The following is a 25,358-nucleotide window of genomic DNA, read 5'->3' as shown; positions in this document are numbered from 1 at the left end:
AGCTAGGCGGCAAGTAAGTGAGTCCCCATGAGCATAGACAAACTATGTGATTGGGGTGAACGAACGTAGCCAACACCGCTGCAGCTTCAAGTAGGAAGGGGATAGAAGCCCTCGATACTCTATTTTATTTGTTACGCCACACTGTTTAACTTAGGTTTGGTGGTCTGATGGGTATGGATTTGCGAGAAATCATGGCTGAAATGATCGACCTGAATCGCACGGCTACGCAGTTTTTCTGCCGCCAGAATCGAAGCCACTTCATCTGCGCTCAGCACACCCGCTTGCTCTGCTTGTGCTAGGCGATCAACCAGTAGTCCTTTACGCGCCACTTTGCCCTCTTTCACCCCTTGTTGCAGTTTACGCTCTAAGCCTTTAACGCTGTACATGGCCAAAAACGCTTTTTCCATCAAGCCTACGCTGTCATCTTCACCTTTACCTATGTAGCACAGCGCGGTTAAACGATCACGATGCGCTCCTGGGGTCATCAGACTTTCTGCGAGTTTGACCGCTAACTCATCACTCGGTGGTGCAAAGTGGTTGCCTAGCGGGAACAGCAGCCCTTTCAAGATGGCTCCGACTCCAGTCACAGGGTAGTTACGATACGCTTGGTTAAGCGATTTCGCCGCGTGATGCAAACAGTACTGCATCGCATAGTGTACGTAGTCTAAATCCGCTTGGTGGCGGCCTTCATCTTCATACTTTTTCAGTACCGCCGAGCCCATGTACAGATAGCTCAGTGCATCGCCTAAGCGTGCTGAAATCATCTCTTTACGTTTGAGCTCGCCACCCAAGGTGAGCATTGCCACATCCGCACTCACCGCTAAAGCGCGGCTCAAGCGAGTCATCTGCTTATAGTAGTCTTGTGTGGGGCCACTCATATTCGCTTTAATAAAGCGTGAACCCGTCAGTGCAGCAAACAGAGCACCAAAGCTGTTTTTGGTCGCGTGGGCAATGTGCTTGAACAGCAGTTCATCAAACGCTTTCGCCCCTTCTTGTTGATCTGGGTTGGCCGCCGCTTCCATCTCTTTGAGAACATAAGGATGGCAACGAGTCGCACCTTGACCGAAGATCATCAGGTTACGCGTCAAAATGTTCGCCCCTTCAACCGTGATTGCCACGGGTACGCCGAGATAGTGCGTCGCCAGATAGTTCATTGGTCCGTCTTGGATAGCACGACCAGAATGGATATCCATCGCATCATTCAAAATGGTGCGCGCGATTTCCGTCATGTGGTATTTGGCAATCGCCGTGACAATCCCCGGTTTCTCTTTGAGATCCAAAGAGGTGGTAGTCAAAGTACGGGTCGCTTCCAGCAAGTAGGTTAAACCGCCGATACGTCCCATGGCTTCCGCCACACCTTCAAATTTACCAATCGACATCCCAAACTGCTTACGCACATAGCCATATGCGCCTGTGGTGCGAGCGGTGAGGTGGCCAATCGCGGTACCCAATGCAGGTAGGGAGATCCCACGTCCTGCCGAGAGACACTCCACCAACATGCGCCAGCCTTTACCTGCGTAATCCGCCCCACCAATCAGCCAATCCATTGGGATAAACACATCTTGACCACGGGTTGGGCCGTTCATAAAGGCCAAACCTAGTGGGTCATGGCGTTCGCCAATCTCTACGCCTTCATGGGAGGCAGGGATCAGCGCACAAGTAATACCAATCTCTTCTTTATCGCCAAGCAGATGCTCTGGGTCACTCAGTTTGAAAGCAAGACCCAGCACAGTCGCCACCGGTGCCAGCGTGATGTAACGCTTGTTCCAGCTTAAACGGATGCCCAGCACGTCTTTGCCTTCATGCTTGCCGTAGCAGACCACGCCTTGGTCAGGAATGCTGCCGGCATCCGAACCCGCTTCCGGCCCTGTCAATGCAAAGCAAGGAATATCGGTGCCATCGGCCAAACGTGGCAGCCAGTAATCTTTCTGCTCTTGGGTGCCGTAGTGTGACAAGAGCTCACCAGGGCCCAATGAGTTCGGTACCATGACCGTCACTGCGGTGCTGATACTGCGCGTAGCAATGCGTGACACTATGGTCGAGTTCGCCAAAGCCGAGAACTCACGGCCACCATACTCTTTGGAAATAATCAGCGAGAAGAAACGCTCTTTACGTAGGTAGTCCCACACCTCTTTGGGGAGATCGCGATCTTGTTTGACTATCTTGTAGTCATCCAACATAGCGAGCAGAGTTTCCAACTCGTTGTCGATGAAAGATTGCTCCTCCGCTGACAAGGTCGGTTTCGGATAATGGTGCAGCTTGGTGAAATCAGGCTTACCAGAGAACAGTTCACCATCCCACCATACACTGCCCGCTTCCATCGCTTCTTTCTCGGTTTGTGACAGAGGAGGAAGCACTTTCTTAAACATTTTGAAAGCGGGGTCGCTGATCCATTTTCTGCGTAGAGAGCTCATATTCAGATCCTTTTGTTCACTGGTTACACTGTTATTTTTGTTATGAATCGGTTAGTTATTTCGCCGCCACACCGGCCGCGAGGTATGGAATCAGTTGATCGACCACAGACTTAGGATCAACTTTGCTTCCAAAATCATTTTCTGCAATCTCTGCTAACGCTTGACTCGACGCCATGGTAAAGACGCAAGTACCTAAGGTGAAATGCAACCGCCAAAACAAGGTTTCGCGAGTCAAGTTGGGGTTTGCCTTAAGCACGGAATCGGTAAATAGGGTTAGCACATCATTGTAGCGATTGGTAATAAACCAACGGAGATGGCCCTGCACATCGGTATAACCTCGGCCAATCAGCAGCATAAAACGGCTGGTGCCATTGGGGCGCAATTCGCTTAACGAACGCAAGGGAGCACGTAGCGCTTCAAAAACTTCAGCCATATCGTAATCGTCCCGCTCGTTAAGCCGCTCAAGCGACTGTTTCATCTCCGGCATGAAAGCTTCGAGATAACGATTGAGTACCGCTCGAACTAAGGTTTTTTTGTCACCAAAATGGTAGTTGACCGACGCAAGATTCACACCCGCTTTACTGGTGATCGTGCGCAAAGAGGTATCATTGAAGCCGTATTCCGCAAACAGCCCTTCTGCTACATCCAATATTTTTTCCTTAGTACTACTGCGTAATGCCATTTCAATCACTCGTATCAAACAACTGTTTGAAATATACTCTCGCCACATTTAATTAACAAGCGATTAACATCACATTTTCTCGCCATGGTCTGACCAGATGCAGCTAAGTGCTTGCAGCACGATGAAAATTCTTCCACAAAAAATTTAAAAATAATTTGCGAACTTTTGGAACTCTTTGCCAAACGCCCAGTCTGAATAGACGTGATTGACAGAGCTTTGAGAGTTTTACTGGCCGTCAAATTTGGTTCTCGACCCGCTGTCACCAATTACGCTGCTTTTTCCTTTTTATTAACTCCTATACTTGTGTACGCCCAAAACCAGATTGTTTTGGGCGTTTTTTTATCTGGTTTATTTTGCTCAAGTCGGTTAATCGGCGATTTTTCAGTCAAAAATTCAGGACTTAGAGCACGGCGATAAGTGGTTAGGCCGCCAGTCATAAGGGTGGTCACTCGGAGAGCGTTTGATCCAAACCCTAGTCGTGGCTATCTAACTGCGTATAATGTGCGACCCCATTCAGAGCTCGATTTTCTTATGCTGATCACTCAATCACCTATCACTGAACACCGTTTTGCAGGGCAAACCTTTTACCTCAAACGGGATGACAAGCTTCATCCACATTTCAGTGGTAACAAAGCCCGCAAATTGATGGCGTTGCTTGAAGGGGATTTTCCCGGCATCACCACCTTAATCAGCTATGGTTCGGCACAAGCTAACTCGCTCTACTCTTTTGCAGCCCTCGCTAAACTGCGCGGTTGGCGCTTGGAGTTTTACGTTGACCATATTCCCGCGTGGCTGAAAAGTTATCCAATCGGTAACTACCGTGGTGCGCTGGAATTGGGAGCGACCATTATTGAAACGCGCTCACTAGGGGCTAAGCATCCACGAGAATTTATTCAGCAACAACGCATGCCCAATACCGATTGCTTGGTGATTGAGGAAGGTGCGCGCAGCCCCTTTGCTGAGCCGGGGATCAAACAGTTGGCGTTAGAAATGCTCGAATGGATCCGCCACCAAATCCAGCCAGATTGGGTGGTTGCCCTGCCTTCCGGCACCGGAACCACGGCGCTCTACTTACACAAATATTTGCAACCACACGGTGTTGAAGTCATTACCTGCCCTTGTGTGGGTGACGAATCCTACTTACGTGAGCAGTTTTTAATGCTCGGTGAAACCTCTCACCCGACGGTTCTGACCTCTACGACTAAGCACTATTTCGGTCATCTTTATCAAGAAGATTATCAGATATGGCAAGCGTTACTGGCACAAACTCATATTGAATTTGATCTGTTATACGACCCGCTGATGTGGCGTTTATTGTCAGCTTGGCGTACCGAGAACCCAGACCGAAACTTGCTTTATCTACACCAAGGCGGTTTACTGGGAAATGAAAGTATGTTGCCGCGTTATCAGCGGCAGTTTAGCGAATATACCCTTGCTACTTGAAGCTGCAGGTAGTTTGGGTATAACCAGAGGATGGGGAGTTTTCAATGCGTACTTTGATTGGGGTAGTCGTGACATTAAGTTACAGTGTCGCGTTGCATGCGGCACCGACGCCAGCAAAACTGCCGATCGTGATCGGCGATGATATTGCTAAACGGGTCTGCTATTACCAAGATCAGGCTTATTCAGAAGGTGCTGTGATCTTAGTCGGTGAAGTGTATCTCTCTTGTCAGCGCGCCAATGATTTTGAAACCAATGGCCCGCTGAAATGGTTACCTCTGAATGGGCAGAGCAATCAAACACCGAAACCTAAGCTAGTCCACCCATAAGGGTATATTTGACTTCAAGGTACTCTTCAAGGCCGTGTTTCGCCCCTTCTCTACCAAGGCCCGACTCTTTGATGCCACCAAAAGGCGCTAACGTGGTGGAAATCAACCCTTCGTTGATGCCGACAATCCCCGCTTCGAGTGCTTCACTCATGTGCCATGCCCGGCGCAAAGATTGGGTATAACAATAAGCGGCCAAACCCGAATCGGTCGCATTGGCTCGCTCGATCACTTCTTGCTCAGAACTAAAACGAAACAGAGCGGCCAAGGGGCCGAAGGTTTCTTCGTCAGCAACGCGCATTTCATCGGTCACTTCGGTTAACACGTGTGGCTGGAATAAACGGCTGCCCGCTTCAGGCAGCTCACCAAACATCACTTTCGCTCCTTTGCTTTGGGCATCCACTATATGTGATGTGACTTTAGCAACCGCGGCATCATTGATCAGCGGGCCAATGTTTACACCGGCATCCAAACCATAACCGACGTTGAGCCTGCTGACCCGATCCACCAACTTGGCAGCAAATTGATCGTATACCGCGTCATGCACATAAATCCGGTTAGCGCACACGCAAGTTTGTCCAGCATTACGAAATTTCGCCACCATCACACCATCAATCGCGGCATTAATATCCGCATCCTCGAACACAATAAACGGCGCATTTCCTCCCAGCTCAAGCGAGAGTTTTTTCACGCTATTGGCTGATTGTGCCATCAAAAGCTTGCCAACCCCGGTTGAGCCAGTAAATGAGAGTTTGCGTACCGTTTTGCTTTCCGTCAGTACACGCCCGATTTCAATCGCATCGCCAGTCACCACTTGCAATAAACCATCTGGAATTCCCGCTTGTTGCGCGAGATCGGCCAAAGCTAAAGCAGTGAACGGCGTATCCGGCGCTGGTTTTAACACCACGGCGCAACCGGCTGCAAAGGCAGGAGCACATTTACGGGTAATCATGGCGGCGGGGAAATTCCAAGGCGTAATCGCGGCAACAACGCCAACAGGCTGGCGCGAAACCATAATTCGCGCATCAGGTTTATGGGATGGGATCAGCTCACCATAAGCGCGTTTGGCTTCTTCAGCGTACCATTCCACAAAGCTCGCGGCGTAGTGAATTTCCCCTTGGGCTTCAGCCAGCGGTTTACCTTGTTCAATGGTTAATAACTTCGCCAATGATGCATGATGCTGTTCAATAAGCTCATACCAACGGCGCAAAATTTTGGCTTTATTTTCAGCGGGTTGCTGGCGCCATAAGATTTGCGCCGCCTGCGCACCTGCAATCGCGTCTTGCACCTGAGCCACACTCAATAAAGGAACAGAGCCAATGAGGGAGCCATCAAACGGATTGGTTACCGTTTGCCTTGCCTGTGGCTCACCTAAAATCCACTGCCCATTAATAAAGGCGCTTTGGTGAAAAAATGGAAAATCGGTCGGTAACATGGCAAGACTCCTCATCAGTGATCCGTTAGCCTCTAAGGCTTTAGTTCTATACTCAAATGACTTGGAGAGGATACACCGTAGCTCAGCACAAACACACGAATGATTTCATCCATCATGATTTGCTGCTGTTTGGCATCAGGCAGCTCCACCGCGGCCAGCAACTGCGGCCATAAAAACTGACCATGAAAGAGATTCATCAAGGTTGTCGCCATGGGAGCTACATCTTTCTCAATCAGTTTTCCATCCTTAATGGCAGCTTGCAGCCACGCAGTCAGCGCCGTATCTTGAGTCCCCATCAACGTGAGATATTGCTGCGTTAAGGCTGGATCGCGCACAAATTCCCCCACAATCATCCGCAGCACATCAAGGCCAATCGTTCGATACAGTAGGTCAATTTTTGCCGCAAAGTAGTCGTGCAACTGATCCGCAAGAGAACGGGTAGATTGATACTCAAAACCAACCTTGTGCGGCTGTGCCACCAGAAGATTGATCACTTCAATAAAGAGCAACTCTTTACTGGTAAAGTGGCGATACAAGGTGCGTTTTGAGGTACCTGCGCGTTCACAAACGCGATCCATATTCGCTGCATGGAATCCAAACTGGGTAAACTCTTCTTTTGCTGCTTCAATCAGCGCCAACCGTTTTTGTTCACTGAGCTTCATACCACTGTTTCCTCAATCTCATCCGCTTTCACTATAAATCTGAACTTCAGACAAGTACACCTAGAAGTTTACTTTCTCATGTGGATGGGTTAACACAACGAAGCTAACTCAATGCGACAGATTTATTTCCGAAAGATGAGAAGTTACACCAATCTAGATGACAGCTAAGAGGCCGGCGGTGTAGGTGGAATAAAGGCTTTCTGATCCACCAGATGCAAATGCACATCTTGTTGTGGGAAAGGAATGGAAATACCTTCCCGGTCAAAGCGCAGCTTAACTTCTTTAGTGACATCCCAATACACATCCCAGTAATCGTCGGTTTTCACCCAAGGACGCACGATAAAGTCAATCGATGAGGTGTTAAGCGTATGCACTTTGATATTCGGCTCAGGTGTTTTTAGCACTGCGGGATGCGACTTTACGATATCGGTCAGTACTGCTTCTGCTTTAAGCAAATCATCGCTATACCCAATGCCAAACACCATATCGACTCGTCGGATCCGTTCATGGGTAACGTTTTTGATCACATCCCCCCAAATTTTGCTATTGGGCACAATAATGATCTGGTTATCGAACGTACGAATCGTGGTATTGACCAAACTCATGTGGCTCACTTTGCCATCAACACCTCCCGCATGCACAAAATCCCCCACATCAAATGGTCGGTAAATCAGTAACATCATGCCTGCTGCGAAGTTAGACAAAGTATCTTGCAACGCGAAACCAATGATCACCCCTGCAATACCAAAACCGGTTAATACTGGCGCGAGATTGAGACCAATCTGCGATAAGCCGACCAAAATCCCGATAACCCACACTACTTTGCCGGACATAGAAACAAAGAAATCCTGCATCAAATGAGAGATACGGATGTTTTTCGAGTTCACAGCAGAACGTACTAAAGTGCGAGTCACTTTCGCTCCGCCCTTCGCCGCCAGTAGAATCAATAAAAAGATAAAGAGTTGGAATAGGTGTTGAACCGCATTACTTGCCAACCAGTTGACCAGCGAATTTGACCAGTGACGAACAATTGAAAATACCACCTGAGTGTTCAACAAATCCTGAGTAATACTGCCCGTCACTTGGAAAATCTGCCGCTTATAGTCGGCGGTTTCTATCTCAAATTGATCGGCAATCCCCACCACTGAACGTAGGCTTTTTGTGACAATATCCAGCCGCTGCTGAGTAAAAAGGAGCGCCAATTGTAAGTTGGCCTTTTCAGACTCTGGGCTTGATTTGATCTGGTTATTGATCACACTGATTTGTTGCTTTAGATACTCTAATGAAGCCGACAGTAGACGTAAGCGTTGATTGATTCGCTCTCTTAATGTCTTCTCAACTTCACGGGTATCAATATCCAAACTACTGAGCCAACGAATATTTTCCGCACTGGAGTGGTATGTCACATCCAGATATTGTTGCAACTCCCGATAGGTAGTGATGTAGGAGAGTTTCTCTTCATGAGATGCCTTGCCAAGATTGCCATCCAACGAACTCAACCGTTCAGAAATGTAGCGATTCGCCTCTTCGGTATACCGTTGTTGAATATTCACCAGCTCGACTAGCTTCTCTTTGGCAATCGTTTTTTCTTCCACCGCTTTGGAAAGGCTCTTTCTTAACTCTGCATTTTTTTGAAACAGCTGCAGTTGCAAAGCATCACGAACATCGCCTGTTGCTTGCTTCAGCGTCACCGACAACTCACTGATATATTGCTTGGTTTGATCAATCTCATTTTCAAGCTCAGAGGACGACTCTGCAATAGTCGTGATCTCAGTGGTAGTCTCTGTTTGGGTATTCTCTTGCGACGTGTCACTCGCGAAAGCGCTGGTTGCCATCATCAGCAACAGAATTATCCAATCCAAACGCGGTGTGATTGCGTTTTTACCCATTTTTGTCGCCATTATTAACCCGCCTCATCAATGATTCGCTAAAATGAAATCTATCTGAAAATAAAAAACTTTTCTTTAGTCATGTGAATAAATCGCTACAATAAGGCTGCTATAAATCCCAAATGTTACAAGCTCTCAACATTTAATATCGGCTTGTTATAGATCCGAGTTGAATGATTCCAACCAACTAACGATAAATAAAACCAATGACTATGGACAAACTAAAGAATCATTTGATTGGTTGTGACGAGTGTGGGCTGATAACCAACGTACCACTTTTAAGCCAAGCACAAACTGCGCAGTGTCCTCGTTGCGGGCATACGCTCACCCAAACGCCTCAAAAACCGTACCAAACCGCTGTCGCATTAACCATCAGTTGCTTGATTTTATTGGTGCTCAGCCTGACGTTTCCTTTTATGTCATTTAGCGTGCAAGGAATGACCCAAGAAATTACGCTGTTAAATGCAGCCAAAATGCTCGGTGAATTTCAAAACGTTTTATTAGCCATTTTACTCTTTACCACCGTTATCCTTTTTCCGGCGCTCTACATCACGATACTTCTTTTTCTGTCTTTTAGAGCGGCACAGAGCAAACAACGGACACTATCAGCCTCAGAAATCCAACGCGCAAAACTTTTATGCAAAGCATTATTTAAAGTTCAGCCGTGGTTGATGGTTGATGTCTTTTTAATTGGCGTATTAGTCAGTCTCATAAAAATAGCCTCACTAGCCGAGGTAGCGATGGGTTACTCCTTTTGGGCATTTTGTTTTTTTTCAGTATTAGTAGTGAAAACTGTCTCGCAGGTTGATCGCTATTGGTTATGGCAGCATTTTATCCCAGCAAAAATGCCCAAAGGAGTACTTGCTGGGCAAACCCACTGTACACACAACTATGTGAGTTGCCACACTTGTCAGCAAATCAATCTGCTCAAGCCTGAGCAAAAAAAGCCCACTTGCCTGCGCTGTGGCAGTCGCCTGCACGCTTATCATCCACAGTTGAATCTACAGCGGGCTTGGGCTCTGTTGCTTGCGGCCGTCATTTTTTACATTCCAGCGAATCTTTATCCGATGATGTACACCTTGAGCCTCGGCAAATCGGAAGGCTCAACCATTATGCAAGGGGTAGTTTTGCTATGGCACCTTGGCTCTTATCCGATTGCGATGGTGATTTTTATCGCCAGTATTTTTATTCCTATAGCCAAAATGTTTGCGCTCGGTTGGCTCTACTGGCAAGCCGGAAAACTTAATGTGTTTCCAGAGCAGCAGAATCTAAAACGTCTCAAAGTGTATCGCGTAACCGAATTCATCGGTCGCTGGTCAATGATTGATATTTTTGTCGTCGCTATCTTGGTGGCTTTAGTACAACTACATAACCTGATGGCGATTTATCCCGGCCCTGCTGCACTCTCTTTTGCGGCAGTGGTGCTATTGACCATGCTCTCGGCCATGGTTTTTGATTCCCGAATCTTGTGGCAAGAGCCGCCTGTATCCTCACCAACAAAAATGAATTGAGAAGACTTTCTATGAGTGATGAACCTCAAGTAAATGCTGAAATAAGCGCGCGAAAGCAGCTCTCTGCGATTTGGATTATTCCTATTCTCGCCCTTGCGATGGGATTATGGATGCTGTTTCAATATGTCAATAACACGGGTCCCAAGATAACACTCATCTTGCCGACAGCTGATGGGCTTGAAGTGGGTAAAACCCAAATTAAAGCTCTCAATGTCAATGTTGGAATAATTACTGAGATCAAACTCAGCGAAGATTACGATCACATCGTGGCAACAGCGCAAATGAGCAAAGATGCCGATCGCATGTTGCGCGAAGATACGCTCTTTTGGGTTGTTAAACCTCGCATTGGCCGAGATGGTGTTTCAGGGCTCGATACCTTACTTTCTGGAGCCTATATTCAGCTCCAACCGGGTAATAACTCAGCCTCTCAAGATCATTTTAAGGTTATGGACTTACCACCGATTGCGCCGCATGATGCCAAAGGCCTGCGCTTGGTGCTGACCAATAAAGAAGCCGGAAAACTCAACGTGGGCGATCCGGTGATGTATGAAGGCTTCACGGTCGGACGAGTGGAGAGCACTCAGTTTGATGTTGAAACTAAAAAAGCTCAGTACCAACTCTTTATCTTTGCCCCGTACGATAAGTTGGTGAATACGCGCTCCTTCTTCTGGCTCAATTCTGGTATCAACCTTCAACTTAATGCCGAAGGCCTCGAGTTCAGCTTAGGCTCGATAGAAAGCTTACTCAAAGGCGGTGTCACTTTTGGCCAGTTACAAGAAGAGGATTCTGGTCAACCGATTACTCAACAGCTGAGCGAATTTCGCTTGTTTGACGATGTAAAGCAGATCCGTGAAGGCATGTTTGATGACTACATCGAGTTCGTGATGATGTTTGATGAATCGGTACGCGGGCTCAAACCTTCCGCTCCGGTCGAATATCGTGGCCTACGCATCGGTACGGTCAGCAAAGTGCCTCTGCGAACTCGAACTTCGAGTACCGACATCAATACCAATCGCATTCCCGTTCTGGTACGAATTGAACTGGGTCGTTTGCACGATAATTTCAACAAAGCCGATCTCCCCACCTTGAAGTCACGTATGCAGCAGGAGTTTTTCAAAGGGCTCAAAGCCTCGTTAAAAACTGGCAACTTAGTGACTGGCGCTTTGTACATTGATACCGATTATTACCCAGAAGAAAAAATTGATGGGTTGAGGCACTTCGAAGGGTATCCCCTATTCCCCACCAAACAAGGTGGATTTGCTGAAGTGCAAAAACAAGTTACCGAATTGCTGAGAAAGCTCAACGGATTGCCTATGGATGACACTTTAGAGTCACTGAACGGCACATTAAAAGCGTCCGAGAAACTCTTGGCCTCAGCGGAGCGCATTCTGAAAAAACAAGAGACACAGAATCTGCCGGCGGATATTCAAGCAAGCCTCAAACAATTGGAAACGACCCTAGGTGGTTTTGGCCCTGAGTCGACGGTATATCGTGAGCTTGAAACCACATTAAAAGAGCTCAACCAGGTGATGGCCGAATTTAAACCCGTGCTGCGTACCATTAATGAAAAACCCAATGCGTTGATTTTTGGTGAAAGTAATACAGCAGATCCAATTCCCGCGAAAGGAAAGCAAGAATGAAAACATGGTTATTAATGATGTTAACCACACTGCTGCTCGGCTGCGGAGGAACTCCGCAGCCTAAAGTCAGCTTCTATTTACTGCCGAACAACCCCGAGCTCAGTGAGCTAACCCAACCAAAGGGATTGCCTTTGCTGGTGGTTCAACCCGTGGAATTAGCGGCTTATCTCGATACTCAAGGGATTGTTTATCGTCAGTCGGAAACACAAGTGATCCAAGCCAGACAAAACCAGTGGGCGCAGCGGCTTAGCCCACAACTGACACAGCGTATCACCAATGATCTGCGCCATAAGCAATCTCGCTACTGGCCTGCGCCTTTGAATGCCTCATTCATCCAGCAAGAGCACTGGAAACTGCAGGTGAGATTACAGCGATTTAATGGTGTCTACACGGGCAATGCCGAAGTGGCTGGCAGTTGGGAACTGCTCAACCCGAAAGGAGAAAGCATGTTAAACCAAGAGTTCAGTTTTCAGGTGCCGCTCAAAGATACGGGTTACCCCGCTCTGGTTGAAGCGCTCTCTGCGGGTATAGATCAACTTTCAACTCAGATCGAAACCCAATTGGTAACTCGCTGAGCAAACAATCAGGTTATCGATAGAATAAAAAGCCCAACATAAATGTACACCCACAAGTTTACTTTTTGTCATTACTCAAGGTATGATGCGCAAAATGTTAACCACTTGATGGTCACGGCTCCTACCGATTTGAAGTAATCGGCAGGAAAAAACGTCTAAAGGCATGGGGATTCACACAAATCCCCTTTCCCAATTGTGAAATTGAGGAGCAACACACTATGAATCCTTCTTTTACTCGTTCAATAGCTGCAAAGCGCTCATTGCTTAGCGCAGTGATCGCCTCGGCTTTATTGTTGGCTGGCTGCGGTGAAGCGCCACAAGTCAGCGCCACCGCTCCCGTGGTCAAACCCGCATTAACCGAGATTGTCGCAAGTCAACGCGCTTCCGATCTCACGTTTAATGGCGTAGTGCGCGCCGCTCAGCGCGCTGATCTCGCCTTTCGCATCAGTGGCCGCTTAACGGATATCGCGGTAAAAGAAGGCGATACGGTGAAAAAAGGCCAATTGCTGGCGAGCCTCGACTCGCGAGATGCCAAAACGGCGCTGGAAGCTGCGCAACTTGAGCTAAAAAATACCGAACAAGAGTACCGCCGCGCCAAAGCCATTTTTGAGAAAACCCAAGCCATTTCTAAAGCCGAGCTGGATAAAGTCACCAATCGCTACGACCTTGCCAAAAACCGCGTGGAAGAGGCCAAACGCAAACTGGAGTACACCCAAATCACTGCCCCGTTTGATGGCGTCATCAGTGAAAAAACCGTCGAGAACTTTGCTCAAGTGCAAGCCAATCAAGTGATCATGATTTTGCAAGATCTGAATGATTTGGAAGTGGCGATTGAGATCCCGCATCGTGTCATGCTCTCTGGTGTGCGTAATACCCGCGCGATCGCCGAGTTAAGTGCGATTCCTAATCAGCAATTTGATTTACAACTGCGTACCTACTCCACTCAGCCAAGTTCGGATTCACAAACTTACTCTGTAGTGCTTGGTTTTGAAGATTTGAAAGGTTTCCGAGTCATGCCCGGCATGTCGGCCAAAGTGCTGCCGGTTGCCGAGGATACCGCCGCTGAAAACACGCTGATCACCCTACCACTGACCGCCCTAGTGCCAGATAACCAAGGCAAACAATTTGTGTGGGTGGTCAATGCGCAAGACCAAGCGGAAAAGCGTTACGTGGACATCGGCACCACCTACAAAGATCGCGTAGTGATCACCCAGCATCTTAAACCGGGTGAGCAGGTGATCATCGCGGGTGTCTCAAGTGTTCGCGAAGGCATGACCGTTCGTCCTTACACGGATAACAACGGAGCCCAATAATGGATATTGCACGTTATACCCTTGCCAAACGCACCAGCGTTTGGGTGCTGATAGCCCTGACCTTGATTGGCGGCTACATCAGCTACCTCAAATTGGGTCGCTTTGAAGACCCTGAGTTCGTCATTCGCCAAGCGGTGATTGTGACGCCTTATCCTGGCGCAACCGCGCAAGAAGTTTCCGATGAAGTGACCGATGTCATCGAAGGTGCGGTGCAAGCCCTACAAGAGCTAAAAGAAGTCAAATCAGTTTCGATGCAAGGCCGCTCTGAAGTGACAGTGGAAATCAAACTCGAATTTGCCAAATCCTCGGCGCAGCTGCAGCAGGTGTGGGACAAATTACGCCGCAAAGTCGCGGATGCGCAGCGCCAACTGCCTCCCGGTGCCGGCGCTTCAATCGTTAACGATGACTTCTCTGACGTGTACGCGCTGTTTTACGCAGTGACAGGAGAAGGCTTTAGCGACAAACAGCTGCAAGACTACGTCGATACACTGCGCCGTGAACTGGTTCTGGTGCCGGGTGTAGCCAAAGCCGCCACGCTGGCCGAGCAGCAAGAAGCGATCTTTATCGAGATGTCCAGCGAACGCATGGCGGAATTTGGTCTTTCGGTTGAACGCGTGCTGCAAGTGCTACAAAAGCAGAGCTTAGTCACCGTTGCAGGCAGCGTCGATGCTCAGCAGATGCGCATTCCAGTGATACCAAAATCCAACATCAGCTCTTTGGCTGACCTCACTAATTTGCAAGTGGCGGTCGGTAGCAACAATGCGGTTGTGCGCCTAGGTGATATTGCCAACATCAGCCGTGGCTACACCGAGCCAGCATCGATGTTGATGCGCTATAACGGTCAGCGTGCGATTGGTTTTGGTATCTCAAACGTCACTGGCGGTAACGTGGTGGAGATGGGCGATGCCGTCAAAGCACGTTTGGCGGAGCTTGAAAGCCAGCGCCCACTGGGCATGGATCTGCATGTGATTTCGATGCAGTCTGACTCGGTGCGTGCTTCGGTCGCCAATTTTATCGATAACCTGATTGCCGCTGTCGCCATCGTATTTGTCGTGCTGCTGCTGTTCATGGGCGTACGCTCGGGCGTCATCATAGGTTTTGTTCTGCTGCTCACCGTTGCCGGTACCTTATGTGTAATGCTGATTGATGACATCGCCATGCAGCGGATTTCGCTCGGCGCACTCATCATCGCCCTCGGTATGCTGGTGGATAACGCGATTGTGGTTACCGATGGTGTGTTAGTGCGTTTTCAGCAAGAGCCGAACGCCGATAAACAGCAAGTGGTCTCTGAGGTGGTCAATGCCACCAAATGGCCACTGCTGGGCGGTACGGTGGTGGGTATTTTTGCCTTCAGCGCGATTGGCCTCTCCCCTTCGGATATGGGCGAATATGCGGGTTCACTGTTTTGGGTGATCCTCTACTCGATGTTTTTGAGTTGGGTGTTTGCGGTGACCGTCACCCCTATGCTGTGCCATGACTTTCTGCGCGTTAAACCTGTAACCAAAGAGGCAAAACCGTCTAAATTGGTAACGGGTTATAAAGCGATACTGCAATGGGTATTAAGCCACCGCGTAGTCAGTTGCGTCATGCTGCTCGGCACCTTAGTGGCTGCGGTGTGGGGCGCTCAGTTTATTCCGCCGGGCTTTATGCCAGAGTCGCAACGCCCACAATTTGTGGTGGATGTGTACTTGCCACAAGGCTCAGATATTGGTCGGACCGAACAGGTTGTCGCCAGCATTGAGAAAGACGTGGCGCAAAAAGACGGTATTACCAATATTACCAGTTTCATCGGCGGTGGTGGCCTGCGTTTCATGCTGACCTATTCACCCGAGGCGCGTAACCCAAGTTACGGCCAACTGCTGATTGATATTGATGACTACACCAAAATTGCCCCATTAGTAGGCGAGCTGCAAAATGAGCTGGATGCCAAATACCCAGATGCCTCAATCAAGGTGTGGAAGTTTATGCTCGGTCGCGGCGGCGGCAAGAAAATTGAAGCCGGTTTCAAAGGCCCAGACAGCCATGTGCTACGCCAATTGGCTGAACAAGCCAAAGCGATTATGCATAACGACCCGAACTTGATTGCGGTGCAAGATGACTGGCGTCAACAGGTGCCGGTATTGCAACCTGTGTATTCCGCGCAAGAAGCACAGCGTCTTGGCTTAACCACGCAAGAAATCAGCGCCGCGATCGCGCAAACGCTCAATGGCCGAAATGTTGGCGTGTATCGCGAAGGCAATGACTTGATCCCGTTGATGGTTCGCGCACCAGAGAATGAGCGCCACCACGAACGAGCGATTGAAAACAGTGAAGTGTTCAGCGCTCAAACGGGTCGTTACGTTCCGGTGAGCCAACTGGTGGATTCGGTTGATACCGTCTATCAAGATGCCTTGCTGCGCCGCATTAACCGCATGCCGACCATCTTGGTGCAAGCTGACCCTGCGCCGGGTGTGATGACGGCTGATGCGTTCAATAATGTGCGCGAAAAAATCGAGCAGATTGAGCTGCCAGCTGGTTATGAGCTGATTTGGTACGGTGAATACAAAGCCTCGAAAGATGCCAATGAAGGCTTGGCGCTCTCCGCGCCTTACGGCTTTGCGGCGATGATTCTCGCGGTGGTGTTTATGTTTAACGCGCTGCGTCAGCCACTCGTGATCTGGATGACGGCTCCTTTTGCCGTCGTGGGTGTCACCATTGGCCTTATCGCCTTTCAAACTCCGTTCGAGTTTATGGCGATCCTCGGCTTTTTAAGCTTGATTGGTATGATGGTGAAAAACGCGATTGTGTTGGTTGACCAAGCGGATGCGGAAATTCGCGAAGGTAAACAAGCTTATTTCGCAATCATTGATGCGGCGGTCAGCCGCGCACGCCCGGTTCTGCTAGGCGCATTCACCACGATTTTAGGTGTGGCTCCACTGCTGGTAGACCCATTCTTTAAGAGTATGGCGGTCACCATTATGTTTGGTTTGCTGTTTGCCACCATTCTGACCTTAGTCGTGATCCCGCTCTTCTATGCCGTGCTGTTTAGAGTGAAAGTCGCCAAAGCATAAACAGGTGGCGAATCTCCCAACCAATAAAGGCTCCGCATGGAGCCTTTATTGGTTACTTCGAGAGGTTAAATCCTTTCGATATGAAGCTGCCGCGGTGTTGGCTACTTTCGTACCCTATCCAGCTTATTTCGCCCAGTGAATCAAAATTGATTCAGAAATCCAACTTATTTATCACTACAATAAGTAGGTGCTTTGTTTGAATATCAAGGAAAACTCTTGCGCATTTCAGGTTAATTAGCATTAAAACTCTTTGAAAATTATACCAAACAAGAAACTGGAGTGTTGTATGGTCATCAGTTCAAAAACAGAATTTAACGCCCACCTTTATCAGGATAATCAGAGCTTGTGGTGCGCGAAATATCATGACCTTGAACTGAGCAGTGTCTATCAACCTATCTTCGATCAATCGAGGGAAATTCTCGGTTTTGAGGCTTTGCTTAGAGTCAAAAATACGCAAACTCAAACCCCTATTGCTCCGAATATCGTGCTCGATATCAACCAATATTCCATCGAAGATTGCATCAACATTGACCGTTTAAGCCGAGTTATCCATATCCGAAATTTTGCACAAAGTGCGAAGACCTCTTATAAGCTATTTCTTAATATCCTTCCCATTTCTAATGAATACAACATGTCGCAAGCCTACCCTTCAAACCTCCTTGTTGAGCGGATCCGTGAATTAGGCTTGCATCCTGAGCAAATCATTCTCGAAATCACCGAATCCAATTCCTCCAGTGAAGAGCTCTTGTGTAAAGCGGGGGAATATCTTAAACAGTCTGGATTTCAAATTGCGATCGATGACTATGGCAGTTTTGCTTCGGATATTCGACGTATTGATTTGATTCATCCGCAAATCATCAAACTCGATAAAGGGTTGTTGGATGCTTATTGCAGTGGTCAAACTCATGTGTTTGAGGACATTTTACAGCTCTGCTATGCCACCAATATTCCAACTGTGATAGAAGGTGTCGAAGATTCTGAGCAGCTAAGTTTAATGAAGAATTTGGGAATTGATTATTTCCAAGGTTACTATCTAGCGCGGCCAACCCCTCTTATTCCATTGAATGGTAAATCATAAAAAAGCCAACAGAGCCACTGCCCTGTTGGCTTTTAGAACAACGAGGCTAACAGCCGTGTTGCATCAGCGAAGTCAACTCTTCACCAGCGGCAAAATACTCGGCCGTGCAGCCGTGACGGAATAACTTTAATGGAGCCCCTGCGGGGCTGTGATAATGGAGAGTGTCATCACAAACCTCCAGTAGAGTCCCTTCTGGGATCCCAACAACTAGCTCATGCGGATTTTGAATCAAAAACTCCTCAATACGCTCATCACGGGTTTCGCCCATATGGCCTGAAATAGACGCTTCGATATAATGCGGGTTGATTTGAAATGGCACTAGATTCAACGCTGGAAGTATAGCAGCAGAAACAATCGGCATATCATTTGTAGTACGAATGGTTGGACACGCAATGTTGGTTCCTGCACTCCAACCGATATAGAGCTTATTGGATTTAATAATGGCCTGTCGCAGTGGACGAACCAGCCCCAAATCATGCAATTGTTTATTCAGCACCCAAGTATTACCACCACTGACGATAAAGGCATCGGCTTCTTCAACAGCTTTAACTGGATCATCCGCATGATGAATGCCAGAGACAGTTGCTCCAAATGGGCTTAAAACCTGCTCTAATTGCGCTAATCGATCATCATAATTCCCGCGGATCATCGCGTAAGGGATGAACAAGAACCGCTTCGCACCCGTGCGCTTAATCGCCGCTTCAATCCAATCTAAACCAAATTGTAGCAAGGTTTCATTGCCACTGACCTTACCGTTACTCAATAATAAAATATTCATAATGCTTGTTCTCCGTGATTTCACTGCTTTTCACTGGTTAAACGAATGATGTCTTGCACCACTGCACTGGCGGCATACAGTGACCGAACAGGAAGATACTCGTAAATAGAGTGGAAATTATGTGCGCCTGTGAACAGATTTGGACATGGTAGCCCTTTTTGCGATAACACAGCACCATCATAACCACCACGCATAGGAATGGCTTTCATTTCAATACCATTCCGCTGATAGGCTTGCCGTGCAATCTCTAAAATTCCAAAGCGATCCTCTTGCAAGCTGTTGGCAACATTCTCATAGCGATCACTGAGTTTGATTTCCACACCGCCCCATAATTGCTGACAACTCTCCGCCAATTTTTGTAAAAATTGCATCCGCTGTTGATAACCTTCGCGTGTGAAATCTCGCACGTCGAGATTCAACACGGTTTTTGCGCTATTGCCTTTAAGTTCTTTGACCCAGTAATAGCCTTCTCGTCCTTCAGTGTATTCTGGCGCTTCACCTGCTGGCAGCATGGCAATGAATTTGTGCGCCATCAGTAATGAGTTTTTCAGCTTACCTTTAGCCGACATCGGATGCGCCGACTGACCCGTAAACGTCACCACTACATCGCCAGCATTCCAGTTTTCACACACAAATTCACCAATACCACAGCAATCCAAAGTGAATCCGAAATCTGCATTGAAAGATTGCACATCAAAGGCTTTTGCGCCCCTCAGCCCTTGCTCTTCATCCGGCAAGAAAGCGACTTTTACTGTGCCGTGTTTCTGATCTGGATTCGCTTGAAAATACTGCAAGGCATCCATAATCGCCGCAATAGCCGCCTTGTCGTCCGCCCCCAGCAAACTGGTTCCATCGGTGACAATAATCTCTTGACCTCGGTATGCCGCCAGCTCAGGAAATTCACTTTCGCGCAGATAAATCCCTAACTCTTCGTTGAGACAAATCGCGTCTTTTTCATGCTGTTTGATCTGCGCCCGCGTGTTGTTGGATTGCTCCGCACTCGTATCTAGATGCGCAAAGAAAGCCACCGTAGGAGCATCATGTTCAATATTGGCAGGCAGTGTTGCAGTCACAATTGCAGTCTCCGCAACCTGCACATCCACCAACCCAAGTTGCTCTAGCTCATGAGCCAGTTGTTGTGCCAACACCTTTTGCCCAGGAGAAGAAGGCATGATCCCTTGTGCCCCTTTCGTTCTGTCCGTTGTGGTGTTGATTTCGGTATAACCAATAAATCTATCGACAATATTCATCGCTCTCTCCTAAATGAACAGTTGTGAAGCCAAAAGCACCGTGACCAATCCACCTAACATCGGAATAACCGTACGCTTAGCAAGATCAATCGGTGAAACATTGGCAACGGCTGCACACGCAATAATTACCCCAGCGACAGGCGAAGCAGAACGCATTAAGCCTGACGCAAGTTGCATTGGCATTGCTACCGCCGCGATCGGAGCACCTACTTGAGCGGCGACATCTGGGGCAAGATTGGAAAAACTAAAGAATGAAGCATTGCCTGAACCGGAGAGTAAAGTCACTAGCACAATAATGGAGACCAGCACCAATACCATGGCGATATAACCAAAACCTAGACTTGAGGCAGAATCCAATAACAAGCTGATAAAGCCAATAGTTTCAAGACCCGTTACAAAGACTTGTGCGGCGATAATCAAGCTCACCACGCTAGCAAATACGCCACCCATACCATCGAGATACACGCGTAACGATGCTGCGACTGTTTTACCATCACGTGTCAAAACATAATCAAATACCATGGAAATAAACAGCGCGATAAACATCGCCGTCACCACATTCATTTTGATTGTATCAATACCAAATGGGCTAAACGTCAGCAGAAGACCCAAAGGTAATACTGGGAATATCGCAAACCACTTCGGTACAACGCGCTGCGCCTTCTCCTGAATATTGAACTCGCTTTGAACGCCATTTTCTGCATCTTTGCGATCAAAATAGCGCTGGCAGACAAAATGCAAACTCGCAATCACCACCATAGCAGCAATAGAAACTTGCAGTTGATAGCTTACAAAATAGGTTGCCACATCAATACCCGACACCTCTGCCGCTTTGTTTGCCGCCGAAGACGCTGGGCCTAAATCCAAACAACCTGTCGTTGCAACAACTGCAGCGGCGGCCGCAGGGTTACAACCTACCCCAACTAAAACTGGGTACATAGCGACCAACAAGAGTAGTGATAAGCCTGTCGCACTGGGAATGAAGATGTTGATCAATTGTCCTGTGATATAGGCCATCGCCAAAACCAAATATGGATTTTTGATGTAAGAAAGCGGCTTTGTCGCTATCTGCACCATAGCGTTAGCTGCGCCAATATGGCTCATGTATTTTGAAAACCCCCCTACCGCCATAATGATCAAACCTAATTTAGCTAGGGTCGAAGAGGCTATCAAATGAATAACTTCAAAGAAATCGACAATAATAGCCCCTGTCGGCTTACCTCCTTTAGGCATAAAATCAGTATCGCCATTCATTACACCCAGCATGATCATTAATAAACCAGCAAGCAGTAAAACGGCTTGAGTATTATATTTTTTAATAATGAAATATCCGACCAGAAAAATAATAGGTAGAGCTAAGTATGTAATCATATTACACCTCTAATAGTTTGGTTTTATCATTACGAGTGAATGATGAGAGCTTTATATTCTCTTAGCTTTCTTTGAAAATATGGAATTCATTAAATGTATCTTCGATCCTTCGGAATCGTTTATCTTTATCGTGGGTTATCGACATGCCTTTTATCAAGGCTTCAATAATTGAAAAACCTGATGTACGGTTATTAAATAACCCTTCGCTATGGCTTTCTGCGGTAAATTGAATGTCACTATAAGCAACAAATGGATTAACCTGTTGATCGGTTAACATAATGATCTTTCCACCGTGTTGCTTAAACCAACGCACACAGCGAACCGTAATACTTGAAAAACGGTGATATGAAATGGCAAATAGAGTATCCGTTGGCTCTACATCCACTAATTGATGCGGTAAAGTCGAAGCATCTGCTTTAAGGTAAATGACATCCTTTCTTAAATAACGCGCTAAGAGATAGAAGTAGTTAGCCAGCGCTTCTGCGGAAGCACTGCCCATAATGTAAAGCTTACCTTGTGAGTTGAGTAAATGCTCAATCGCCAAAGAAAAATCGTTTGACTGAATCAACTGATAGGTTGACTCCAGATTAGAAAGCATCTCCTGATAATGATTTTTGATAAGTTCATCGTAAGGGCTTTGAATATTTAAATTACTGCATCGATCAATGGGAGTCGTCAATTCCTGTACCAATTCTTCAGAGACTCTTTTCTTAAAATCAATAAATCCATCAAATTCAAGTCGATTTAAAAATCGTCCCAGTGTTGCTTTGCCAACCCCTATCTGATGACAGAGTTCATCCATTTTAGCAAATGGAAGCATTGTGTAATTTTTAATGAAATATTCAATAATCAATTTTTCAGCTGGAGTACTTGATTTTAAATTATTCACACTATTAATAAACACTTGCTTATTCATCATTTTCCCAAAGATTGAACAATGTGGGAGAATTTTCCTATATATAAAATGACACCTTCAAGGGAATGTACTTTTCCCATGATTAAACTGTGACCAAGGTTAGTAAATAAATAAAAACATAACATTTCAATTTAAGATAAATAACAAAATGTGAAGTATCCAATAACAAATCACCTCAAAAACAATGGCTCCACATAGGGAGCCATAACTTTATTATTACTCTCGAATTTATTAAGTTAACCAACTACTGGACTTCCCTTACAACAAACACACGTAATGACCCATCAAGGTCAGGAACCAATAGCTGATTCTTATACAAAGCAGGCTGACCATAAACACCACCAGAAACATAAGCTTGACTGCGCATTGGTTGATATTGCCACTCGAGTTCCCCCACCTGAGCATCGATCGCATAAAAACCACGGTAAGGGATTTGCCAATAGTTATCTGTACTTTTAGCGCCAATATATACCGTATCATTATGAACCAAGGGAGTTCCCCATGACCAACCACGAGTATTAAAAGACCAAACTGGTTTGCCTGTTCCAACCTCAAACTTCAGTAGCTTATGAGAATCAGAGCTACCAATGTAAAAGTATTTTTGGGAAGGATCTGCCGCGGCCGATGATTCCACCCAAGACTGATCTGGGAACGAATACTGCCACACAACTTTGCCCGTTTTCGATTCCAGTGCATAAATGTTGGTATCTCGCGAACTGATAATAACTTTATCTTGGATAACGGTAGGATCAGAGACTACCGCAGCTCCAGTTTGGTGTTTCCAAACCAATTTTCCACTATTTTTATTGAGTGCATAAATTCCACCATCTTTCGAGCCAAACACAACCCATTCTTGATATATCACTGGAGTTGAGCGAATGGCACTTTCAGTAGAAAATGCCCATCTTAATTTGCCCTCTTTCGCGCTAAAACTATAGAGGTTGCCATCTGCACTACCGATATAAACTGACCCCTCATCAACTACGGGTGAGGATTTATTGTAGTCAAACTCCCATGGAGCTTGGTTAGCAGGCAGAATCCGTTTCACCGCACTATCATTCAGTGACGCTTTCCAACCTAGTTCACCCGTTTGCTGATCTAACGCGTAGAGGAAACCATCATCACTGCTAAACAGCACCCAAGGTTCATAAAATGCGGCATGGCTACGCACTTTAGCCTGTGTGGAGAATTTCCATTTGAGTGACTTATCAGTGAGATTAAGTGCATAAAAGTGGCCATCATCACTGCCAAAGTAAGCCGTTTCTTGCTGTACTTTAACCGAAGACCAAATCGCCCCCTCTGTTTGATAGAACCATTCTAATTGACTTTGTTGTCCAGCCTTAACTCCCAAGCTGGCGAATAAGCAGCACCCAGAAAGAAGCAGAGATCGAATACGTATTTTCATGTGACCATCCATTGTGTGATTAAAGACATTGCAGCATGAACCTAACGCTACGCTGCCGTCCTTAAATCGCTCTTAAAATGATCTTAAATTTCCTTAACTGATTGTAATGCAAGATATAAATTGAGTTTTTTAATGAGTGCAATAAAGCGAGGCTCATTGAACAGAGGACGATATTTTGGATCTGCCACCAACCACAGTAACTCTATCCGACCTTGTTGATAGGCCAGTTCTAACCAATCCAGCGCCGCTTCGTGCTTACCAGCGACAATCGCATAGCGAGCAAGGGAAAGGGGCGGTGAATATTGCCCGATATACAACTTTTTCGGATCATTGAAAGCCAGCCAGTGATACACACCTTGTAAACCCAAAGAATCAAATTCACTTTGTAAATGATCACGATCCAACTGGTTGTAACCGGCTTTCTCAATAAGTTGCATCAAAAACGCGAAAGCGGTTTTATCATCACCACTCAACTCCGCGATGGCTTGCTGAGAAACCAAGTAATAGTAACTATCTGCAGAGAATTCCTTGAGTTTTTCTAGCTCAAGCCTCGCACGCGAATAATTGCCAGCCATGGTATAGATCCAAGCGGCTCCTTCACTTGAATACCCCTGAGGATGCAAGGCAATGTATCGCTCTAACTCTCGATGAGCGGCTTCAAATTCGCCCATCGCTAATAAGAATTGACTATAGAAATAATGGGCATCGGCCAAACCCTGTGCTTGTTCAAAGTGTTTTCTGGCTTTGTCATGTTGATGAAAAACCAAAAAATAAAGGTTGCCTAATAACTTGTGGGCTTCGCGATGTGTGGGATCCAATTCAAGAGCGTGTAGTAGCTGCTGCTCGATCCATCGTTTTTTCTCAACAACTCGCACATCACTATTGAAAATAGTGCTCATCATTGCCGCGGCAAGTTTCACATAACTTTCTGCAAAAGAGGGATATTGATCGATAAGTGATTGATAAATCTCTATCGCCTCATCATGATATTGCGCAGGCTGAGTCATTAAATAATTGGCTCGTTGAAGGTGCTCAAGCGCCGTGGCGGGAAGTGGTAATACGACTGGGCGAGATAGCCAGAATAGTCCGATAAGAGCCAGACTCGATAATCCCGATATTCCCGCCGCCAACCGCCACCTTTTCATTTGCTGAGATCGCTCACGCCGAACTTCTGCTATCCAGCGATACCCCACACCATTCTCGGTAGCAATATACTTGGGCTGCCGAGCATTATCAGAGAACACTCTTCGTAGCCCATTGATCACCACATAAATGCTATCTTCAGTGACCACCTTGCCACGCCACACATTCTCTAATAAGGCCTCTTTCGAGGCTGCTTCTGGCGCGCTTTCAGCCAAAAGCATTAAAACGGCAAATTGAGTTGTATCAAAATGTAATGTGGAGTGAGCATTACGCAGCGTTCGTGTCTGGTGCTCTACATACCAACCGGCCAGATGAGAAATCGGATTCCTCTGTTTGGTGAGCTCTTGATCCATACTCGTTGCCATACGTCTTTGTGGATTGCAGTTTGACGAGTGTAGGAATCTTGCTTGGGTGAGTAAAACTCAAGGCTCGAAATTTGGAGTGAGTAAACTGAATCGGGAAACTCAATTCACCGTGATA

Annotated in this window: 20 protein-coding genes; 8 read left to right on the top strand and 12 right to left on the bottom strand. The window is 46.8% G+C overall.

Annotated elements, in window-relative coordinates:
* Window positions 1-131: 131 nt before the first annotated feature.
* The 3 genes from CEQ48_RS10360 to CEQ48_RS20100 all read right to left on the bottom strand — a co-directional run bounded on the left by CEQ48_RS10360 (window position 132) and on the right by CEQ48_RS20100 (window position 3,533).
* Window positions 132-2,414, bottom strand: a complete 2,283-nt coding sequence (locus tag CEQ48_RS10360; RefSeq protein ID WP_000096995.1) for an acyl-CoA dehydrogenase — start codon at window positions 2,412-2,414, stop codon at window positions 132-134.
* 55 nt (window positions 2,415-2,469) lie between these two features.
* The gene (gene psrA / locus CEQ48_RS10355; RefSeq protein ID WP_001208101.1) at window positions 2,470-3,096 is read right to left on the bottom strand and encodes a TetR family transcriptional repressor PsrA; all 627 of its coding nucleotides are present in this window, start codon (window positions 3,094-3,096) and stop codon (window positions 2,470-2,472) included.
* Window positions 3,097-3,362: 266 nt separating this feature from the next.
* Complete coding sequence (locus CEQ48_RS20100; protein WP_000145594.1) at window positions 3,363-3,533, bottom strand: hypothetical protein; 171 nt, start codon at window positions 3,531-3,533, stop codon at window positions 3,363-3,365.
* A gap of 94 nt (window positions 3,534-3,627) precedes the next feature.
* Here CEQ48_RS20100 and CEQ48_RS10350 point away from each other — a divergent pair, with 94 nt between their 5' ends.
* On the top strand, window positions 3,628-4,539 hold the full coding sequence (locus tag CEQ48_RS10350; RefSeq protein WP_089071179.1) for a 1-aminocyclopropane-1-carboxylate deaminase/D-cysteine desulfhydrase: 912 nt from the start codon (window positions 3,628-3,630) through the stop codon (window positions 4,537-4,539).
* 44 nt (window positions 4,540-4,583) lie between these two features.
* On the top strand, window positions 4,584-4,865 hold the full coding sequence (locus CEQ48_RS10345) for a YnjH family protein (protein ID WP_001259523.1): 282 nt from the start codon (window positions 4,584-4,586) through the stop codon (window positions 4,863-4,865).
* Here CEQ48_RS10345 and CEQ48_RS10340 read toward each other — a convergent pair.
* The 3 genes from CEQ48_RS10340 to CEQ48_RS10325 form a co-directional block, all read right to left on the bottom strand.
* Window positions 4,846-6,297 (bottom strand): NAD-dependent succinate-semialdehyde dehydrogenase, encoded by a 1,452-nt coding sequence (locus CEQ48_RS10340; protein WP_181714708.1) that lies wholly within the window; start codon window positions 6,295-6,297, stop codon window positions 4,846-4,848. The two genes, CEQ48_RS10345 and CEQ48_RS10340, sit on opposite strands and share 20 nt — an antisense overlap.
* 32 nt (window positions 6,298-6,329) lie before the next feature.
* The gene (breR, locus tag CEQ48_RS10335; RefSeq protein ID WP_089071177.1) at window positions 6,330-6,959 is read right to left on the bottom strand and encodes a bile response transcriptional repressor BreR; all 630 of its coding nucleotides are present in this window, start codon (window positions 6,957-6,959) and stop codon (window positions 6,330-6,332) included.
* Between the two features lie 164 nt (window positions 6,960-7,123).
* Window positions 7,124-8,803: a mechanosensitive ion channel family protein gene (locus CEQ48_RS10325; RefSeq protein ID WP_181710940.1), complete on the bottom strand. Its 1,680-nt coding sequence runs from the start codon at window positions 8,801-8,803 to the stop codon at window positions 7,124-7,126.
* Window positions 8,804-9,060: 257 nt separating this feature from the next.
* Here CEQ48_RS10325 and CEQ48_RS10320 point away from each other — a divergent pair, with 257 nt between their 5' ends.
* The 6 genes from CEQ48_RS10320 (at window position 9,061) to CEQ48_RS10295 (ending at window position 18,015) form a co-directional block, all read left to right on the top strand.
* The gene (locus CEQ48_RS10320) at window positions 9,061-10,359 is read left to right on the top strand and encodes a paraquat-inducible protein A (RefSeq protein ID WP_181710930.1); all 1,299 of its coding nucleotides are present in this window, start codon (window positions 9,061-9,063) and stop codon (window positions 10,357-10,359) included.
* 11 nt (window positions 10,360-10,370) lie between these two features.
* The gene (gene pqiB, locus CEQ48_RS10315) at window positions 10,371-11,999 is read left to right on the top strand and encodes an intermembrane transport protein PqiB (protein ID WP_181710929.1); all 1,629 of its coding nucleotides are present in this window, start codon (window positions 10,371-10,373) and stop codon (window positions 11,997-11,999) included.
* Entirely contained in the window at window positions 11,996-12,574 is a 579-nt protein-coding gene (locus CEQ48_RS10310; protein ID WP_089071174.1) for a PqiC family protein, read from the top strand. The genes pqiB and CEQ48_RS10310 overlap by 4 nt, the downstream gene beginning before the upstream one ends.
* A gap of 218 nt (window positions 12,575-12,792) precedes the next feature.
* The gene (gene vexC / locus CEQ48_RS10305; RefSeq protein ID WP_089071173.1) at window positions 12,793-13,887 is read left to right on the top strand and encodes a multidrug efflux RND transporter periplasmic adaptor subunit VexC; all 1,095 of its coding nucleotides are present in this window, start codon (window positions 12,793-12,795) and stop codon (window positions 13,885-13,887) included.
* Window positions 13,887-16,937, top strand: coding sequence for an efflux RND transporter permease subunit VexD (gene vexD / locus CEQ48_RS10300; protein ID WP_089071172.1), 3,051 nt, complete (start codon window positions 13,887-13,889; stop codon window positions 16,935-16,937). The genes vexC and vexD overlap by 1 nt, the downstream gene beginning before the upstream one ends.
* 286 nt (window positions 16,938-17,223) lie before the next feature.
* Window positions 17,224-18,015: an EAL domain-containing protein gene (locus CEQ48_RS10295; protein ID WP_089071171.1), complete on the top strand. Its 792-nt coding sequence runs from the start codon at window positions 17,224-17,226 to the stop codon at window positions 18,013-18,015.
* Window positions 18,016-18,061: 46 nt separating this feature from the next.
* Here the strand turns inward: CEQ48_RS10295 and pepE are convergent, their stop codons facing one another.
* From pepE to CEQ48_RS10265, 6 genes are all read right to left on the bottom strand, one after another.
* A complete protein-coding gene (pepE, locus tag CEQ48_RS10290) occupies window positions 18,062-18,793 on the bottom strand; it encodes a dipeptidase PepE (protein ID WP_089071170.1) in 732 nt (243 codons plus the stop codon).
* A gap of 20 nt (window positions 18,794-18,813) precedes the next feature.
* Window positions 18,814-20,043 carry a peptidase T gene (gene pepT / locus CEQ48_RS10285; RefSeq protein ID WP_089071169.1) on the bottom strand — a complete coding sequence of 410 codons (1,230 nt, stop codon included), beginning with the start codon at window positions 20,041-20,043 and terminating at the stop codon, window positions 18,814-18,816.
* A gap of 9 nt (window positions 20,044-20,052) precedes the next feature.
* Complete coding sequence (gene dcuC, locus CEQ48_RS10280; protein ID WP_089071168.1) at window positions 20,053-21,414, bottom strand: C4-dicarboxylate transporter DcuC; 1,362 nt, start codon at window positions 21,412-21,414, stop codon at window positions 20,053-20,055.
* A gap of 61 nt (window positions 21,415-21,475) precedes the next feature.
* Complete coding sequence (locus tag CEQ48_RS10275; protein ID WP_089072368.1) at window positions 21,476-22,330, bottom strand: MurR/RpiR family transcriptional regulator; 855 nt, start codon at window positions 22,328-22,330, stop codon at window positions 21,476-21,478.
* Window positions 22,331-22,574: 244 nt separating this feature from the next.
* A complete protein-coding gene (locus CEQ48_RS10270) occupies window positions 22,575-23,735 on the bottom strand; it encodes an outer membrane protein assembly factor BamB family protein (protein ID WP_089071167.1) in 1,161 nt (386 codons plus the stop codon).
* A gap of 83 nt (window positions 23,736-23,818) precedes the next feature.
* Window positions 23,819-25,231: a winged helix-turn-helix domain-containing protein gene (locus tag CEQ48_RS10265; RefSeq protein WP_232477885.1), complete on the bottom strand. Its 1,413-nt coding sequence runs from the start codon at window positions 25,229-25,231 to the stop codon at window positions 23,819-23,821.
* Between the last annotated feature and the right edge of the window lie 127 nt (window positions 25,232-25,358).

Origin of the sequence: Vibrio tarriae (assembly GCF_002216685.1) — a bacterium.
GTDB lineage: Bacteria > Pseudomonadota > Gammaproteobacteria > Enterobacterales > Vibrionaceae > Vibrio > Vibrio tarriae.
The sequence above is the reverse complement of the archived record's forward strand: the minus strand, read 5'-3'. Positions and strand labels throughout refer to the sequence as shown.

What these genes read in the sequence shown, in the direction of transcription:
- CEQ48_RS10360 (WP_000096995.1), bottom strand. Translation starts at nt 2,414, where the DNA reads ATGAGCTCTCTACGCAGAAAATGGATCAGCGACCCCGCTTTCAAAATG.
- psrA (WP_001208101.1), bottom strand. Translation starts at nt 3,096, where the DNA reads ATGGCATTACGCAGTAGTACTAAGGAAAAAATATTGGATGTAGCAGAA.
- CEQ48_RS20100 (WP_000145594.1), bottom strand. Translation starts at nt 3,533, where the DNA reads ATGACTGGCGGCCTAACCACTTATCGCCGTGCTCTAAGTCCTGAATTT.
- CEQ48_RS10350 (WP_089071179.1), top strand. Translation starts at nt 3,628, where the DNA reads ATGCTGATCACTCAATCACCTATCACTGAACACCGTTTTGCAGGGCAA.
- CEQ48_RS10345 (WP_001259523.1), top strand. Translation starts at nt 4,584, where the DNA reads ATGCGTACTTTGATTGGGGTAGTCGTGACATTAAGTTACAGTGTCGCG.
- CEQ48_RS10340 (WP_181714708.1), bottom strand. Translation starts at nt 6,297, where the DNA reads ATGTTACCGACCGATTTTCCATTTTTTCACCAAAGCGCCTTTATTAAT.
- breR (WP_089071177.1), bottom strand. Translation starts at nt 6,959, where the DNA reads ATGAAGCTCAGTGAACAAAAACGGTTGGCGCTGATTGAAGCAGCAAAA.
- CEQ48_RS10320 (WP_181710930.1), top strand. Translation starts at nt 9,061, where the DNA reads ATGGACAAACTAAAGAATCATTTGATTGGTTGTGACGAGTGTGGGCTG.
- pqiB (WP_181710929.1), top strand. Translation starts at nt 10,371, where the DNA reads ATGAGTGATGAACCTCAAGTAAATGCTGAAATAAGCGCGCGAAAGCAG.
- CEQ48_RS10310 (WP_089071174.1), top strand. Translation starts at nt 11,996, where the DNA reads ATGAAAACATGGTTATTAATGATGTTAACCACACTGCTGCTCGGCTGC.
- vexC (WP_089071173.1), top strand. Translation starts at nt 12,793, where the DNA reads ATGAATCCTTCTTTTACTCGTTCAATAGCTGCAAAGCGCTCATTGCTT.
- vexD (WP_089071172.1), top strand. Translation starts at nt 13,887, where the DNA reads ATGGATATTGCACGTTATACCCTTGCCAAACGCACCAGCGTTTGGGTG.
- CEQ48_RS10295 (WP_089071171.1), top strand. Translation starts at nt 17,224, where the DNA reads ATGGTCATCAGTTCAAAAACAGAATTTAACGCCCACCTTTATCAGGAT.
- pepE (WP_089071170.1), bottom strand. Translation starts at nt 18,793, where the DNA reads ATGAATATTTTATTATTGAGTAACGGTAAGGTCAGTGGCAATGAAACC.
- pepT (WP_089071169.1), bottom strand. Translation starts at nt 20,043, where the DNA reads ATGAATATTGTCGATAGATTTATTGGTTATACCGAAATCAACACCACA.
- dcuC (WP_089071168.1), bottom strand. Translation starts at nt 21,414, where the DNA reads ATGATTACATACTTAGCTCTACCTATTATTTTTCTGGTCGGATATTTC.
- CEQ48_RS10275 (WP_089072368.1), bottom strand. Translation starts at nt 22,330, where the DNA reads ATGAATAAGCAAGTGTTTATTAATAGTGTGAATAATTTAAAATCAAGT.
- CEQ48_RS10270 (WP_089071167.1), bottom strand. Translation starts at nt 23,735, where the DNA reads ATGAAAATACGTATTCGATCTCTGCTTCTTTCTGGGTGCTGCTTATTC.
- CEQ48_RS10265 (WP_232477885.1), bottom strand. Translation starts at nt 25,231, where the DNA reads ATGGATCAAGAGCTCACCAAACAGAGGAATCCGATTTCTCATCTGGCC.